This is a genomic window from Microbacterium sp. MEC084 (assembly GCF_004514465.2).
Lineage (GTDB): Bacteria > Actinomycetota > Actinomycetes > Actinomycetales > Microbacteriaceae > Microbacterium.
This window is the reverse complement of record NZ_MYFP02000003.1, coordinates 109,098-123,541: the sequence shown is the minus strand read 5'-3', so window position 1 is coordinate 123,541 and position 14,444 is coordinate 109,098. Positions and strand designations below refer to the sequence as shown.

At 75.0% G+C, this 14,444-nt stretch carries 11 protein-coding genes; 1 reads left to right on the top strand and 10 read right to left on the bottom strand.

Going from position 1 to position 14,444, the window contains the following annotated elements:
• The first annotated feature begins 96 nt into the window (after positions 1 to 96).
• Positions 97 to 693, top strand: a complete 597-nt coding sequence (locus tag B5M43_RS04810) for an acyltransferase (RefSeq protein ID WP_134746159.1) — start codon at positions 97 to 99, stop codon at positions 691 to 693.
• On the opposite strand, the gene B5M43_RS04805 is transcribed toward B5M43_RS04810, so the two are convergent.
• The 10 genes from B5M43_RS04805 to thrC all read right to left on the bottom strand — a co-directional run bounded on the left by B5M43_RS04805 (position 690) and on the right by thrC (position 14,443).
• Entirely contained in the window at positions 690 to 3,182 is a 2,493-nt protein-coding gene (locus B5M43_RS04805; RefSeq protein ID WP_134746160.1) for a CHAT domain-containing protein, read from the bottom strand. The two genes, B5M43_RS04810 and B5M43_RS04805, sit on opposite strands and share 4 nt — an antisense overlap.
• Positions 3,183 to 3,366: 184 nt before the next feature.
• A complete protein-coding gene (locus B5M43_RS04800; RefSeq protein WP_134746161.1) occupies positions 3,367 to 4,962 on the bottom strand; it encodes a S8/S53 family peptidase in 1,596 nt (531 codons plus the stop codon).
• A gap of 77 nt (positions 4,963 to 5,039) precedes the next feature.
• Positions 5,040 to 5,525: a hypothetical protein gene (locus B5M43_RS04795; RefSeq protein ID WP_230667683.1), complete on the bottom strand. Its 486-nt coding sequence runs from the start codon at positions 5,523 to 5,525 to the stop codon at positions 5,040 to 5,042.
• The gene (locus B5M43_RS04790) at positions 5,522 to 6,208 is read right to left on the bottom strand and encodes an RNA polymerase sigma factor (RefSeq protein ID WP_230667681.1); all 687 of its coding nucleotides are present in this window, start codon (positions 6,206 to 6,208) and stop codon (positions 5,522 to 5,524) included. Before B5M43_RS04790 ends, B5M43_RS04795 begins: the two co-directional genes overlap by 4 nt.
• 63 nt (positions 6,209 to 6,271) lie before the next feature.
• Entirely contained in the window at positions 6,272 to 7,171 is a 900-nt protein-coding gene (locus tag B5M43_RS04785) for a glycosyltransferase (RefSeq protein WP_134746162.1), read from the bottom strand.
• Positions 7,168 to 8,982, bottom strand: coding sequence for a DUF4012 domain-containing protein (locus tag B5M43_RS15280; protein WP_134746163.1), 1,815 nt, complete (start codon positions 8,980 to 8,982; stop codon positions 7,168 to 7,170). Before B5M43_RS15280 ends, B5M43_RS04785 begins: the two co-directional genes overlap by 4 nt.
• Entirely contained in the window at positions 8,949 to 9,620 is a 672-nt protein-coding gene (locus B5M43_RS04775; protein ID WP_134746164.1) for a cell wall protein, read from the bottom strand. The genes B5M43_RS15280 and B5M43_RS04775 overlap by 34 nt, the downstream gene beginning before the upstream one ends.
• 84 nt (positions 9,621 to 9,704) lie before the next feature.
• Positions 9,705 to 10,784 (bottom strand): peptide chain release factor 1, encoded by a 1,080-nt coding sequence (gene prfA / locus B5M43_RS04770; RefSeq protein ID WP_134746165.1) that lies wholly within the window; start codon positions 10,782 to 10,784, stop codon positions 9,705 to 9,707.
• Positions 10,785 to 10,788: 4 nt separating this feature from the next.
• The gene (gene rho / locus B5M43_RS04765; protein WP_134746166.1) at positions 10,789 to 12,828 is read right to left on the bottom strand and encodes a transcription termination factor Rho; all 2,040 of its coding nucleotides are present in this window, start codon (positions 12,826 to 12,828) and stop codon (positions 10,789 to 10,791) included.
• A 208-nt stretch (positions 12,829 to 13,036) separates the two neighbouring features.
• On the bottom strand, positions 13,037 to 14,443 hold the full coding sequence (gene thrC / locus B5M43_RS04760) for a threonine synthase (RefSeq protein ID WP_134746167.1): 1,407 nt from the start codon (positions 14,441 to 14,443) through the stop codon (positions 13,037 to 13,039).
• Between the last annotated feature and the right edge of the window lies 1 nt (position 14,444).

Here is a 14,444-nt window from a genome sequence, read left to right as displayed (position 1 = left end):
AAGCGCGCCTTGTCGGCGCGGGCGGGCGGTGCCACCCTGGTGTGACCCGCGCCTGTCATGAGTGCCGCGGACCGCGTCTGATACGAAGGGATGCCGATGTCGGCTCCGCCCGCGATCGATCCGTCCGCCGACGTGTCGCCCGAGGCCCGGATCGGGGACGGCACGCGGGTCTGGCACCTCGCGCAGATCCGCGAGGGCGCGCGGCTCGGCGCGGACTGCGTCATCGGGCGCGGCGCGTACATCGGCCCCGGCGTCGTGCTCGGCGACGCCTGCAAGGTGCAGAACCACGCGCTGGTCTACGAGCCCGCTCGCCTGGGAGACGGCGTCTTCATCGGCCCCGCCGTGGTGCTCACGAACGACGAGTTCCCCCGCGCCGTCACGCCCGACGGGCGCCTCAAGGGCGCCGAGGACTGGCACGCGGTCGGCGTGACGGTCGGGCGCGGCGCGTCGATCGGCGCGCGGGCGGTGTGCGTCGCGCCCGTGGCGATCGGCGAGTGGGCGCTGGTGGCCGCGGGCGCCGTGGTCACCAAGGACGTGCCGGCGTACGCGCTGGTCGTGGGCGTGCCCGCCCGCCGCATCGGCTGGGTCGGCCGCGCCGGCCGCCCGCTCGGACGGGACGGCGACGCGTGGGTCTGCCCCGAGACCGGCGAGCGCTACCTCGAGCGCGACGGCCTGCTGGAGCCGGCCGGCTAGAAGCCGCTGCCGTGGCTCAGGAACGGGGCCACGATCCCCGTCTCCTGCGAGGCCAGGGCGAGCGCCTCCGAGGGCCCGAAGCCCGTGGCCAGGCCGCCGTGGAACGAGCTCAGCAGCTCGGCCGCGACGTCGTCGGTGACGACCACGGGCGCCGCGACCACGCACGCGGATCCGGCGTGCAGCCACGCGTGCGCCATCCCCAGCGCCTCGGCGCCCCAGCGGACCGACGACCGGCCGAGCTCGCAGGCCGACAGCACGACGGTCGCGGGCGGCCGCGCGATCCGGTCGATGTCGTATCCGAACAGGGTGCCGTCGGCGAGGCTCACGCCCGACAGCATGGGCGTCGCGGTCGAGTGCCTCCCGTGCGCGACCATGTGCAGCACGTCGACGTCCTCGGCCAGCGCCGCGACGGCGTCGACGCGCGCCTGGTCGCCGTGCAGCACGCGCGGCGCGCCGAAGGCCCCGAGCCCGCCGTGCTCGAGCTCCCACGCGAACGCGGCGCGCTCGGCCTCCTCCATGCCGCGCGCCACGGCGGGGCCGACCGCGAAGCCGGCGGAGCGCGCGGGGACGCAGCGCCCGCGGGACTGGACCCATCGCGACGCCGAGCGCGCCAGCGTCGCGGCCCGGCCCCGCATCGCGGGGAGCATGGTCCACGGCAGACCGGCGAGCACCCCGGGCGCGGTGAGCAGCACGCGACGGGGGTCGCCCGCGGCGTCCAGAGCGCGCTCCACGAGCAGTCGCGACAGCTTGCGCAGGCGCGCCTCGAGAGCGGCGGCGACGACCCCGGCCATCGGGCCGGCCCGCACCGCGGCCGCGACATCGAGGTCGGCGCGCAGGCCCGGCAGCAGCCGGCGCACCTCGGGCCACGCGATCGGGAACGCGCTGGGCGGCCGGTCGTGCGGCACGACCAGGCACGTCAGCCGCCCGCGGCTGTAGAGGTAGGTGACCAGCGCGGTCTCGTCGTCGAGCGCGGCGGTCAGCTCGTCGAGCGCCACGCGCGGCACGGCCCGGCTGTCGGCGGCCGTGCCCCACTGCCGGTTGCGGACCCGCTCTCGGATCTCGGCCACGCGCCGGTCCCGGGCCCAGTCCGCCTCGTCGATCTCCTCGCGCAGCAGCCGCAGCTGCGCGAGGTCCGCGGCGTGCCGGGGGTCGGGCGGCGGCCGCAGCGGCATGACCTGGTGCGCGAAGTGCCGGGCGCGCTCCGACCACTCGAACATGACCTCGGGCCTGCGCGAGGCGACCGCGGCGTCGATGCCCTCGAAGATGAGCCCGCTGCCGTGCATCGCCACGGAGGAGGCCACCTCGAGCGCGCCGAACGTCGCCTGCCACTGCGACAGGCTCTCGAGCCCCGCGGCCGCGTGCCGCCGCGCGTCGCCGAGCCGCCCCCGCGCGGCAGCGCGCACGGCGCGCGCCTCGTGCACGAGCAGCCGCACCGGGAGCGGGTCGCGCGCCCGCAGCCGCGGCGCCGGGCCGGTCGGCTCGCCCGCCCGGGCCCGCGCGATCCCGTCGGTCAGGCGCAGGGACGCGGCCTCGTCGGGGAAGCCCGCGCGCTCCAGGTCGACCGCGGCGCGCTCGATCTGGGCCGCGGTGGGGGCGCGGCGCCCTGCGGCGGCGCCCAGCTCCCGCAGCGCTCGCAGCCGCACGCCCTCGGCGCGCGCGGCCCACGCCGCGCTGCCCAGCGCCCGGAAGCGCCGGGCCGCCGCTGCCGCCACGGTCGCGGCCCGGTTCCGGTCGTGCGTGAGCAGGGACCGCGCGAGGTGGAACTCGGCCTCCGCGCGTGACTGCGGCATCCGGGCCGCGCCGAACGAGCGGGCGACCTCGGCGAGCGTGTCCTCGGCCTCGAACACCTGCCCGGCGTCGCGCAGCACCTGGGCGCGGTCGAGATCGCAGATCGCGGCGTTCACGGGAGAGGATGCCGCGATCGGCCGCGCCTCCGCCATCTTCTCGAGCGCCGTGACGAGGTCGCCCTCGAGCAGCGCCACGTAGCCGGCGTTGTGGACGGTCAGCGCGCGGTCGTGCTCGTGGTCCGCGTCGCTGAAGCGCGCCGCGGCGGCGTCGAGGTCGACGCGCGCCTCCGACAGCCGCCCGAGGCGCATGAGGGCCACGCTGCGGTTGGTCAGCATGTTGCCCAGGCGCAGCGGATCCCGCTCGGCGTGGATCGCCTGGTCGAGCCACGCGAGCGCCTCCTCGAAGTCGCCCCGCTCGACCGCGAGGGCCCCCAGCTGGCCCTGCAGCACCGCCGCCGTGTCGGGGGCGAGCCTGCGGCGCTCTCCCCCGGCGCCGAGCGCCTCGCGGCAGATGCGCTCGGCCTCGTCCGGGTGCCCCGTGCGGGTCAGGATGTACGCGAGCGTGCCCGTGATCCGCGCACGCTGCTCGGGGGACGACGCGCGCTCGGCCGCATCGTGGAGCGCGCGGCGCGCCGCCGCCATCCGGCCCTGATTGCCGAGTCGCACGCCGCGGGCGTGGAGCTCATCCGCCGACAGGCGCATCCGCTCCTCCTCCCCCGCGCTTCCCCTTCCATTCGGCGTCGCGCGGGTGCACCATGTGCGAGAACACTGTTCGTGCCCTCATGGTCAGTGTCCACCCCACCCCCGACACACAGAAGGGCATTCCCCCCGATGCCGTTCACCCGGACCAACGCCCACGTCTGCGCTCATGAGCCGGTGCTCGCCCTCACACGCGGGAGCCGTCGCCCGCACCGATCTCGTCGAGCGCCGCACGCGTGGCACGCCGCGACCGCTCGATGCGGTCCGGCGTCGTCGACGCAGGCCTGAACTCGCCCGCCGCCAGCGCGGCGGCGATCGCGCCCGCCACGTACGGCGCGGCGAACGACGTGCCGCTCCACACCGCGAAGCCGCCGCGGAACCCCTCCGCCGCGATCGTCTCGCGGCGGCGGCCGTACTCGTCCGAGCGCGTCGCGGCCTGTCGCCCGCCCTCGAAGGCCGGGATGGCGCTGACCACGGCCGCGCCGGGCGCGTAGGCGCGCACCCACGGTCCGACGTTCGAGAACAGCGCGACCGACGTCCCTCCCGGATTCAGCGCGCCCACCGAGACGTGCTCGGCCAGGTCGTCGGGCGCGATCCCGTTGTCGGATCCCGACCACGGCCACAGCGACGCCGGGAACGCGGGCCGGTCGATCGCGTCGTTGCCCGCCGAGCAGACCACGGCGCAGCCGAGTCCGCGCGCGACGCGCAGCACGTCGTACACCGTGCGCGAGAACAGGCCGTCCTCCGGCGTCTCGTGGTAGTACCCGAGCGACAGGCTGATCACGTCGATCGGGCGCCCGCCCTCCTCGCCGGCGTCGTGCCGCCGGGCCAGCTCGACCACGTCCGCGAGGGTCGTGATCAGCGTGCTCTCGTCCACGACGCCGAGCGCGTTCGCGAGGCGCACCGAGACGATGTCGGCCTCCGGCGCGACCTGGCGCACGACGCCCGCGATGAACGTGCCGTGGCCCGCGACCGGATCGATCTCGCCGTCGAGCTGGCCGTACAGATCGCCGAAGCGCTCCGGGTCCGCGTCGTCCGTGAGGCCGATCGGACGGCCGTCGAGCTCGGGACGCCGCGTCACGATGTCGTCGGGCAGCCAGGTGTGCTCGCCGCAGCCGGTGTCGAGGATCGCGACCACCGGGCGGCGCCGCCCCTTCGGCAGGACGCCCCGCACGGGACCGGCGCCGAGGTGCGCGACCGGCTGCCGGCCGCCCCAGCCCGGCTCGGCGTACTCGCCCGCGCCAAAGGGGTTGGTCTTCGTGAAGGGGTTGGTCTTCGTGAACGGGTTGGTCTTCGTGAACGGGTTGGTCTTCGTGAACGGGTTCACGCCCACCGGGTCGATCGTGAGCAGATGGTCGAGACCGACGCCCGTGAGCGTGGAGTCCGCGAGCCGCCGGGCGCGCTGCAGCAGCCGCCACGCGTCCGGCGCGGGTCCCGGCTCGCCGCGGCCGTCCTCGCGCGCCCGCAGCAGCAGCCGCGTCACGCCGGGCACGTCGGGCAGCAGCGGCTGCGGCTCGTCCTGGAGTCCCTCCAGCCGCTCGCCGCGCAGCGACTCGGCCTCGAGCGCGAGCCCCAGGCTCTCCGCGGCGGCCTCGAGCGCGCGCAGGTGTCCCGAGCGCTCGCCGCCGGAGCTCGCCACGAGCAGCCGATCGGGCACATAGACCGTGGGGAACGCCTGCACGCCGGGGGCGGGCTCGGTGTCCGGGTCCAGGACGCGGCCCGGCAGCAGCGATCCCGCCGCGCGATCCCGCCAGGTCCACTCCTTGGGCGTCTCCTCGGCCATGGGTCATCCTTCCGCGGCCGCGCCGCACTCCACCCTCACGTCGGCGCGGGGGCGCCGCCGTGCAGAGGGAGGCCGGCTCACACCTCGAACTGCGGCGTGATGAACTCCCTCAGCTCTCCGTCCATCCGGACGATCAGTCTCACCGTGGACAGCCCGGCCGGGACCTCCGCGAAGGCGAAGCGCCCCTCGTCGCCGAGGTCCGCCGCCCACTCGTGCGCGTCCTGCGCGAGCCGTGCGGCCAGCACGGGCGGATCGGACCAGCCGTCCACCCGGCGCCCGCCGCTCTCGGTCGCCGACACGTGCAGCAGCACGCTGGTCGCGTCGTCGCTGAACTGCAGCGTCAGGCGCGACTGCTCGCTCCGCACGGCGCCCTCGAGCGCCGTCACGGGCGTCAGCAGCGCGTACTCGCGGGACACGTCGTCGACCGCGACCGAGGCGATCATCCGCTCGGTCAGGTCGGACGGCGGCGCGTCGCGCTCCTCCCACACGTCTCGCAGCGAGGCCAGCAGCGCGGCGTCGCGCTCCTCGTCGTATGCGTTCATCCCCTCCACACGCACCATCATGCCCCCGCTTCCTCGCCGTGTCCGACGATGAGCGCGCGGAGCTTCGCCAGGCAGCGGCCCCGCGTCGGTCCGATGCTGCCGATCGGCATGCGCAGATCGGCGGCGATGCGGCGGTAGTCCGGGCGGTCGTCGAACGCGACGATCCGCAGCAGGCGGCGGCATCGCTCGTCCAGCTGCTCGACGGCGTGCCACAGGCCCTCGGAGGCGACGGCCTCGACGGCCTCGTCCTCGGCCGACCGGTGCGTCGGGAGGCGCGGCTCGAGCCGCTCGTCCTCCATGGCGTTCGAGCGCGAGTCGACGCGCGACGTGCGCCACGCCTCCCGCCGCGCGGTGACCGTGAGCCACGCGGACACGGCCGTGGGATCGAGCACCGAGTCGTGCTTGCGCACGAACGTGAGCCACGTGGTCTGCACGACGTCCTCCGCCGCCGACGGGCTGAGCCCGTAGGCGCGCGCCATGTGCCACAGCGTCGGGGTCATGAGCCGCACCAGGTCGTCCATCGCCCGGGTCTCGCCGGCGCGCCACCGGCCGAACAGCTCGGCGGCCTGCTGCCAGCGGGGAGGCTCTCCGGCCGCGGACGACTCGTCCTCGCCCTGGCCGGGAGCGCGTGCGCCGGGCGCCGCCTCCTCGGGCCGCGGGGCGTGCCGCCCCTCGGGCATGGCACGCAAAGGTTCGTCCTCCACCCGGTCATTGTGTTCACGGAATGGAGGATGCCGCAAGGACCGGGATGATACCGACGCCGGCACTCACACCGGTGGGGACTTCTGCCCACCGGGGCCGGGCGCCGGATCATGGGCGCGGATCCTCTGCAGGCCGGTCTTGACCGCGTCCAGGCCCCGCTTGCCGCCGACCGCCAGTATCGCGCGCTTGGCGGCGAGGCGCATCCCCTCGCGGGACTCGCGGAGCGGTCGCCGCACCCAGCCGTCGAGGGCGACGGCCGATCGGGGCGTCGCCGGCACGTCGTCGAGCACGCCGGGGAAGCGGTCGCGGTGCCGGGCCGCGTCGGTCAGGCGTCCCCGGACGCGGTTGCTCACGTTGCGCCCGTGGACGACCTGGAGCCATGCCGGCGGTCCGCCGGCCGACACGGCGGGCATGCGGCGGTGCAGCAGCGTGTGCCAGTCGCACCAGGCCGTCGCGGGCGCGTCCCAGGGCTCGGCGACCGACGCGAAGGCGTTGTGGCGGTCGCGGCGCAGGTACACGCGGTCGCCCCGGCGGATGAGGCCGTCCGCCAGGTACAGGGCGCGGCGCTCTCCCGGGACGGCGAGCGCCTGCAGGCGCGCGGCGAAGTCGATCGCGAGGCCGTCGTCGTTGTCGAGATTCGTGGTGAGCAGGACGTCGCCGCGCGCGCCCGTGACCGCCCGGGCGTCGTCCGCGAGCTGCGCCGCGGTGACGCTCTCGCGGTACACCGGCACGAAGGCGCCGGCGTCCGCGAGCGGCGACAGCCGGTCGACGAGCCAGGCGGGGCTCGCGGGGTCGAGGTACACGATCCAGGACACGCGGGCCGTCTGCGCCGCCACGCTCGGCACGGTGTACCGCAGGAACAGCCCGACGCGGTCGCGCAGCCAGCCGTCCTGCGCGCGGATGACGCTCTCGGGCCCCACGGAGGGGAGGTTGAACCGGGTCAGCAGCACATGGTCGACGCTCACGGCGCCCCCTCTCCCCCGCACTCGGCGGGCTCGACCTCGACCGGCGCGTCGCCCGCCAGCGGCGTGTGGATCAGCACCGGCACCGCCCCGCCCGGCTCGGCCGCGACGACGCGGAACTCGATCGTGGTGGTCTCTCCCGGCGGCACCGCGACGCGCGTGCCGACCGCGGGCCTGCCGTGCGCGGTCCCGGCGTCGGAGTGCACTGCCGCGCCGTCGCGCCACACGCCCTCGACCGCGGCCCCCTCCGGGGCGATCGCCGTGACCCGCAGCCCGAGCTCGTCGCGCGCGAACCCGCTGAACCCGGGCGCCGCCGTGAACGGGAAGTCGACCTCGGCGGGCACCGCGCTGCGGATCGTGGCCGCCAGGGTCACGGCGGCGCGGCCGTCCGGCCGGCAGGACGCCCGCGCCGAGAACGACGCCTCCAGATAGGCGTCGAGCTTGCTGCCGGAGAGGTTGTCGAGCAGCACGCCGAAGCCCTGCCCGCCCCGCCCGTCCGCCTGGTCCAGGCGGGCGAGCATCCCGGCCGCCGGGGTGGCGGCGATGAGCCGCTGCTCGTCGGGATCGGCGCTCCAGGCCGAGATCCGGCCCTCCTGCGCGAGCGGCCCGAGCACGGCGGCGAAGCGCGGCAGCTGGGACCTCGCGGCGAGCACGGCCTCGGTCGAGGCGGCCACGACGTCGCGGAAGTACCCGGTCTGCTCGTCCTGCGACAGGGTCAGATACGGGCGCCGCAGCAGCGCGTCGAGGATGCCGTCCGCGTCGATGCGCTCCCCCGCGAGCTCGAACGGGCCGATCACCTCGAGCAGGGCCTGCAGCACGACGGGGTCGATCGAGACGACCGCGTCGGGCCGCTCGCCCTTCTCGAGCCGCCACCATTCCGCGGCCAGTCGCGCCGACAGGGTGAAGTCGGGCGTCATCGTGAGGTTCTGCACGAACCGCCCGGTCGTGCGCCCGCCCGGCGCGTCGCCGAGCGGCACGACGGGTTCGTCCGCGACCGCGAACGCGGAGCTGTCGCTGTTCCCCACCAGCTCGAGCGAGCCCTCGTGCGCCTCGAGGGCGAGGAACGTGCCGGTGATCCCGCCGCCGGCGCGCAGCTCGGCGTTGTTCTGCACGATCACGAGGATCAGGCGCGGCTCGGCGGAGCCGATCATCGAGGCCGCGAGCGCCGAGACCGGCTCCAGCGCCGCGAGCAGCGGCTGGGCGCGCTCGAGCGCGCCGTCGACCCGCGCCAGCATCCGCCGCACGGGCTCCAGCACCGCGGGGGTGTCGACCTCGGCCAGCTCGCGGCGCGCCTCGTCCACCGCCCGGCGCGCCTCGGCGGCGACGTCGGCCAGCGCGCGGGTCGCGCCCACGTCGATCCGCTCGCCGTCGAGGCGCAGCGCCTCGGCGAACCCCGCGGCCGCGTCGGCGCCCGGTCGCACGCCGCGTGCGGCGACCTCGTCCAGCGCGCGGGCCGCGACGCGCACGGCGCTCAGCGTGGGGCCCGCGAACGGCGCGAGCTCCGCGGCGCGCCACACGGGGTCGGCCGTGTGCGCCGCGAGCGCGGCGGCGTGGGCCGCGAGCTCGTCGGCCTCGGCCGCCACCGCGGCGTGGTCGAGGGGCTCGGCGGCGACAGCGGCCTCGAGCCGCTCGGCCGTGCGCAGCAGCGCGCTCGCCTCGCCGTACGCGAGGAGCGCGCGGACGCCCAGCAGCACGATCGCCGCGGCGAGCAGCGCGCCGCTCCAGATCGCGACGCGGACGGCCACGCGGCGGCGACGCCGGCGGCGCCCGGCCGCGTCGGTCAGCGCCGCGGCCGACGGCTCGCGCGCATCCACGCGAGGACGCCTCCGACGAGCATGGCGGCGCCGACCCCCAGCGGGGTGGCGAACTCGGCGCCGGTGGCGGCGAGCCCGCCGCCCGGCGCTGCGGCCGGCGCGGGCGTCGGCGGCGCGGCCTCGGGGCGCGGCCCCAGCACGCACCCGGGCGTCGACGGCGGATACGAGGCGGCCACGACCGCCGCGGGGTTCACCTCGAGCGTGATCACGGCGCCCGACCGCGTCCACCCGAGGTTGGCCTCGCCGACGTCGCGCCACACGCCGTCCTCGAGCAGCCATCCGGGCCAGGCCGATCCCGCGCCGTCGGGTCCGACCGCGGCGGCCGGCCACAGCACGCGCCCGGCGAGCCGGTCGTCCGGCCCGAGCGTGCCGAGCGGCAGCTCGAAGCGCTCGCCGCCCTTCGTGAACACGAGCGACGCGTCACGCGAGGCGCTCAGCCCGTCGGGTTCGATCAGCGTGACGTCGTAGGTGATCCAGGGCGCATCGTCCACGCACTCGGCGAACGCGCTCGCGTTGAGCGAGGGCTCGGTGCGCGGAGGAGGCTGGTAGGGCGCGTACAGGTCGTCGTCGACGCCCGCGCTCGCCCCTGGCGCGAGCAGCAGGGCGATCGCCGCTCCTCCGGCCATGGCGTGCAGCACGATGGGTTCCCCGTCCGGTCAGCGCCCGCCGGCGGCGGACGTCACCCGCTATGAGCCGGATCGGGGCGCGCTGATACCTCGGGATCAGGCGCCGTCGCCGAGCGCGGCGAGGCGCTCGGCCTCGTCCGCCTCGATGCACGACTGGACGACGGGCTCGAGCGCGCCGTCCATCACCTGGTCGAGGTTGTACGCCTTGTAGCCGGTCCGGTGGTCCGCGATGCGGTTCTCGGGGAAGTTGTAGGTGCGGATGCGCTCCGAGCGGTCCATGCCGCGGATCTGCGACTTGCGCGCATCCGCCGCGGCGGCGTCCAGCTCCTCCTGCTGCCGCGCCAGCAGGCGCGCGCGGAGCACGCGCAGCGCGGCCTCGCGATTCTGCAGCTGCGACTTCTCGTTCTGCATCGACACCACGATGCCCGTGGGCACGTGCGTGATCCGCACGGCCGAGTCGGTCGTGTTGACCGACTGCCCGCCCGGGCCCGACGACCGGAAGACGTCGATCTTCAGGTCGTTGGGGTCGATGTGGATCTCCTCGGGCTCGTCCACCTCGGGGAACACCAGCACGCCGGTCGTCGACGTGTGGATGCGCCCCTGCGACTCGGTCGCGGGCACGCGCTGCACGCGGTGCACGCCGCCCTCGTACTTCAGGTGCGCCCAGACCCCCTGCGCGGGGTCGGACGACGAGCCCTTGATCGCGATCTGGACGTCCTTGTAGCCGCCCAGGTCCGACTCGTTGCGCTCGAGCAGCTCGGTCTTCCAGCCCTTCGACGCGGCGTACTGCATGTACATGCGCAGGAGGTCGGCGGCGAAGAGCGCCGACTCCGCGCCGCCCTCACCCGCCTTGATCTCCATGATCACGTCGCGGGCGTCGTCCGGGTCGCGCGGGATCAGCAGGCGACGCAGGCGCTCCTGCGCCTGGGCCAGCTTCTCCTCGAGCGCGGGGACCTCGGCGGCGAACGCCTCGTCTTCGCGCGCGAGCTCGCGGGCCGCCGCGAGGTCGTCCCCCGCGGCGGTCCACGCCTCGTGCGCGGCGACGATGCGGCTCAGCTCGGCGTAGCGCCGGTTGACCCGCTTGGCGCGCGCGGAGTCGGCGTGCACGGCGGGGTCGGAGAGCTCCTCCTGCACCCGCCGGTGCTCGTCGATCAGCGCATCGACGGACTCGAACATCCGGTCAGCGGATGTCGTTCTCGTGGCCCGAGGAGCGTCCGCCGGCCGCGGGGATGTTCTTCTGCATCTGCACGAGGAACTCCACGTTCGACTGCGTCTCCTTGAGCTTGTCGAGGATGGTCGCGAGCGCCTGCTCCGGCGACAGACCCGCGAGGGCGCGGCGCAGCTTCCAGGTGATCTTGACCTCGTCGGGGCTCAGCAGCATCTCCTCGCGGCGCGTGGACGACGCGTTGATGTCGACCGCCGGGAAGATGCGCTTGTCGGCGAGCTGGCGCGACAGGCGCAGCTCCATGTTGCCGGTGCCCTTGAACTCCTCGAAGATGACCTCGTCCATCTTGGATCCGGTCTCGACCAGCGCGGTCGCCAGGATGGTCAGCGAGCCGCCGTTCTCGATGTTGCGCGCGGCGCCGAAGAAGCGCTTGGGCGGGTACAGCGCCGACGCGTCCACGCCGCCCGAGAGCACGCGGCCCGAGGTCGGGGCCGACACGTTGTAGGCGCGGCCCAGGCGCGTGATCGAGTCGAGCAGCACGACCACGTCGCGGCCGAGCTCGACCAGGCGCTTGGCGCGCTCGATCGCGAGCTCGGCGACCGTGGTGTGGTCCTCGGCCGGGCGGTCGAAGGTCGAGGCGATGACCTCGCCCTTGACCGTGCGCTGCATGTCCGTGACCTCCTCGGGGCGCTCGTCCACGAGCACGACCATCAGGTGGGCCTCCGGGTTGTTCTGCGCGATCGCGTTGGCGATCTGCTGCAGCACGATGGTCTTGCCGGCCTTCGGGGGCGCGACGATCAGGCCGCGCTGACCCTTGCCGATCGGGGCGACCAGGTCGATGATCCGCTGCGTCAGCTTCTCGTGCGCGGTCTCGAGACGCAGGCGCTCCTGCGGGTACAGCGGCGTGAGCTTCGAGAACTCCACGCGGTTCGCGGCGTCCTCGACCGACAGGCCGTTGACCGAGTCGACCTTGACGAGCGCGTTGTACTTCTGGCGGCCCTGCTGCTCGCCCTCGCGGGGCTGCTTGATGGCGCCGACGACGGCGTCGCCCTTGCGCAGGTTGTACTTCTTGACCTGGCCCAGCGAGACGTAGACGTCCTGCTGGCCGGGGAGGTAGCCCGTCGTGCGCACGAACGCGTAGTTGTCGAGCACGTCCAGGATGCCCGCGATCGGGATCAGGACGTCGTCCTCGGTGATCTCGGTCTCGAACTCGTCGGCCGGCTGGCCGCCGCCGCGGCGCTTGCTGCGCGCGCTGCGTCCGCCGCGACCGCCCTGGGCGTCGTCGTCGGCGTCCTGCGCCTGCGGCTGCGGGCCGCGCGCGTTCTGGCCGCCCTGGCTCTGGCCGTTCTGGCCGTCCTGGGCGCCCTCGGTGCGGTCGCCCTTGTTGCGGTTGCGGCTGCGGCTCCGGCTGCGGCTGCGGCGGCCGGTGCCCTCCTGGCCCGTGCCCTCCTGGCCCGCGTTCTCCTGGCCCGCGTTCTCCTGGCCGCCGGCGTGCTGACCCGCGTCCTGCGCGGCGGCCTGGTCGCCGCCCTCGGGCGCCTGCTCGGCGCCCTCGGCGGGAGCCGCGGTCTCGGCCTGCGGGGCGGACGCCTCGGCCGGCTCGGCCGGCGCGCTCTCGGCGGCGGGCTCGGCCGGCGCGGCCTTGGGGGTGCGCTTGCGGGGCGCGCGCTTGGGCTTCTCGGCCGGCGCCTCCTCGGCCGGGGCCTCGGTCGCGTCGGCGGCGGGCGCCTCGGGCTCGGCGGGCGCGACGTCGGTCGACTTGGCGCGGCGGGGCGCGCGCTTGCGCGGCGCGGCCTTCACGGGCACGATCGGCTCCTCGGCGGCCGGCTCCTCGGCCGCGGGCTCCTCGGCGGGGGCGTCCTCGGCGGGAGCCTCCGTCGGCTCCTCCTCCGCGGCGTCCTCGGCCGGCGCCTCGACTGCGGCGTCCTGGACGGCGTCCTGCGACGCGTCCTGACCGGCGTCGTGCGTGGTCTCGCCCGCGGGCGAGGTGGTCTCGGCTGCCTGCTCGTCGCTCACGGCGGCGGCATCCGTCTGGGTCTCGGAGATGGACTCCACGAGTACTCCTCTGTATGGAACGTGGGGATGATGCCCGATCGCACGTACGGGATGAATCGCGGCACGCGCCACGACACGCGCCGGTCGCCCAGGCGCTCGGTGAGCGGACTCAGGGAGCTGTTCGGGGACCTGTGCGGGGCTTCGCAGATTGCGAAACGACGGTCAAGAAGTGTGCCGAGCGGCACCCGCCGTGATGTCGTTCACTGTATCACCCCTTCAGGGCGGCGGCCTCGATGAACGCGCGCAGGGCCTGCGCGTCGTCGGCCATCTCGGTCACGTGCTGAGGGGCGTCCAGCATGGCGCGCAGCTCGTCCGAGTACTCGAGCTCGACGCCGAGCGCCTCGCGGATCGTCTCGGCGAACTTCTGCGGCTTCGCGGTCTCGAGCACGAGCATCGGCACGCCGGGCTCGACGTGCTCGCGCGCGACCTTCACGCCGTCGGCCGTGTGCGGGTCGATGATCTCGCCCGCGCTCGCGTGCACCGAGCGGATCGTGTCGATCCGGTCCGCGTGCGTCGACGTGCCGCTCACGAGACCGAACTCCTCGGCGAAGCGCGGCTGGTCGGCCGAGGCGTCGAAGAAGCCCTGCTCGTCGAGCTCGTTCCAGGCCTGCACCACGAGCTGGGCGTCGCGGCCGAACAGCTCGAAGATGAAGCGCTCGAGGTTCGAGGCCTTCGAGATGTCCATCGACGGGCTCGACGTGGCCAGGGTCTCGGCCGCGCTCCGGGGGCGGTACACGCCCGTGCGGAAGAACTCGTCGAGCACGTTGTTCTCGTTGGTCGCGAGCACGAGGCGGCGGATCGGCAGGCCCATCAGCTTCGCGTACAGGCCCGACAGGATGTTGCCGAAGTTGCCGGACGGCACCGTGAACGACACCTCGGCGGGGCCCCCGGCGTCGGTCGCGCGCAGCCACGCCCAGAAGTAGTAGACGACCTGCGCCGTGATGCGCGCGAGGTTGATCGAGTTGACCGCGCCGAGGTTCTGCGCGCGCTTGAACTCGATGTCCCCCGCGAGCTGCTTGACCAGGTTCTGGCAGTCGTCGAACACGCCGTCGATCGCGATGTTGTGGATGTTCGCGTCGTCCAGCGAGAACATCTGCGCCCGCTGGAACGCGCTCATCCGGCCCTGCGGCGACAGCATGAAGACCGCGATGCGCTCCTTGCCGCGCAGCGCGTGCTCGGCGGCCGAGCCCGTGTCGCCCGACGTGGCGCCCAGCACGTTGAGCACCGAGCCGTTGCGCTCGAGCGCGTACTCGAGGACCTGGCCCAGGAACTGCATGGCCATGTCCTTGAACGCGAGCGTGGGCCCCTCCGAGAGGCCGACGAGCGTGAGCCCGTCGCCGATCGGGCGCAGCGGCACGACCTCCGCCGGGAACGACGCGTACGCCGCGGCGGTCATCCGCGCGAGGTCGTCGCGCGGGATGTCGGTCGCGAAGAGCGCCAGCACCTCGGTCGCGAGCTGCGGGTAGGTGAGCGCGCGCCAGCGGTCCAGCGTCTCGCCGTCGACGCGCGGCATCTGCGCGGGGACCGCGAGCCCGCCGTCGCGCGCGAGGCCCTCGAGGAGCACCTCGCCGAAGGACAGCGGCTCGCCGCCGCCGCGGGTGGAGATGTACTGCACG

Coding starts and splice junctions, on each gene's coding strand:
- B5M43_RS04795 (WP_230667683.1), bottom strand. CDS start 5,525: ATGATGGTGCGTGTGGAGGGGATGAACGCATACGACGAGGAGCGCGAC.
- B5M43_RS04800 (WP_134746161.1), bottom strand. CDS start 4,962: ATGGCCGAGGAGACGCCCAAGGAGTGGACCTGGCGGGATCGCGCGGCG.
- B5M43_RS04810 (WP_134746159.1), top strand. CDS start 97: ATGTCGGCTCCGCCCGCGATCGATCCGTCCGCCGACGTGTCGCCCGAG.
- B5M43_RS04805 (WP_134746160.1), bottom strand. CDS start 3,182: ATGCGCCTGTCGGCGGATGAGCTCCACGCCCGCGGCGTGCGACTCGGC.
- prfA (WP_134746165.1), bottom strand. CDS start 10,784: ATGTTCGAGTCCGTCGATGCGCTGATCGACGAGCACCGGCGGGTGCAG.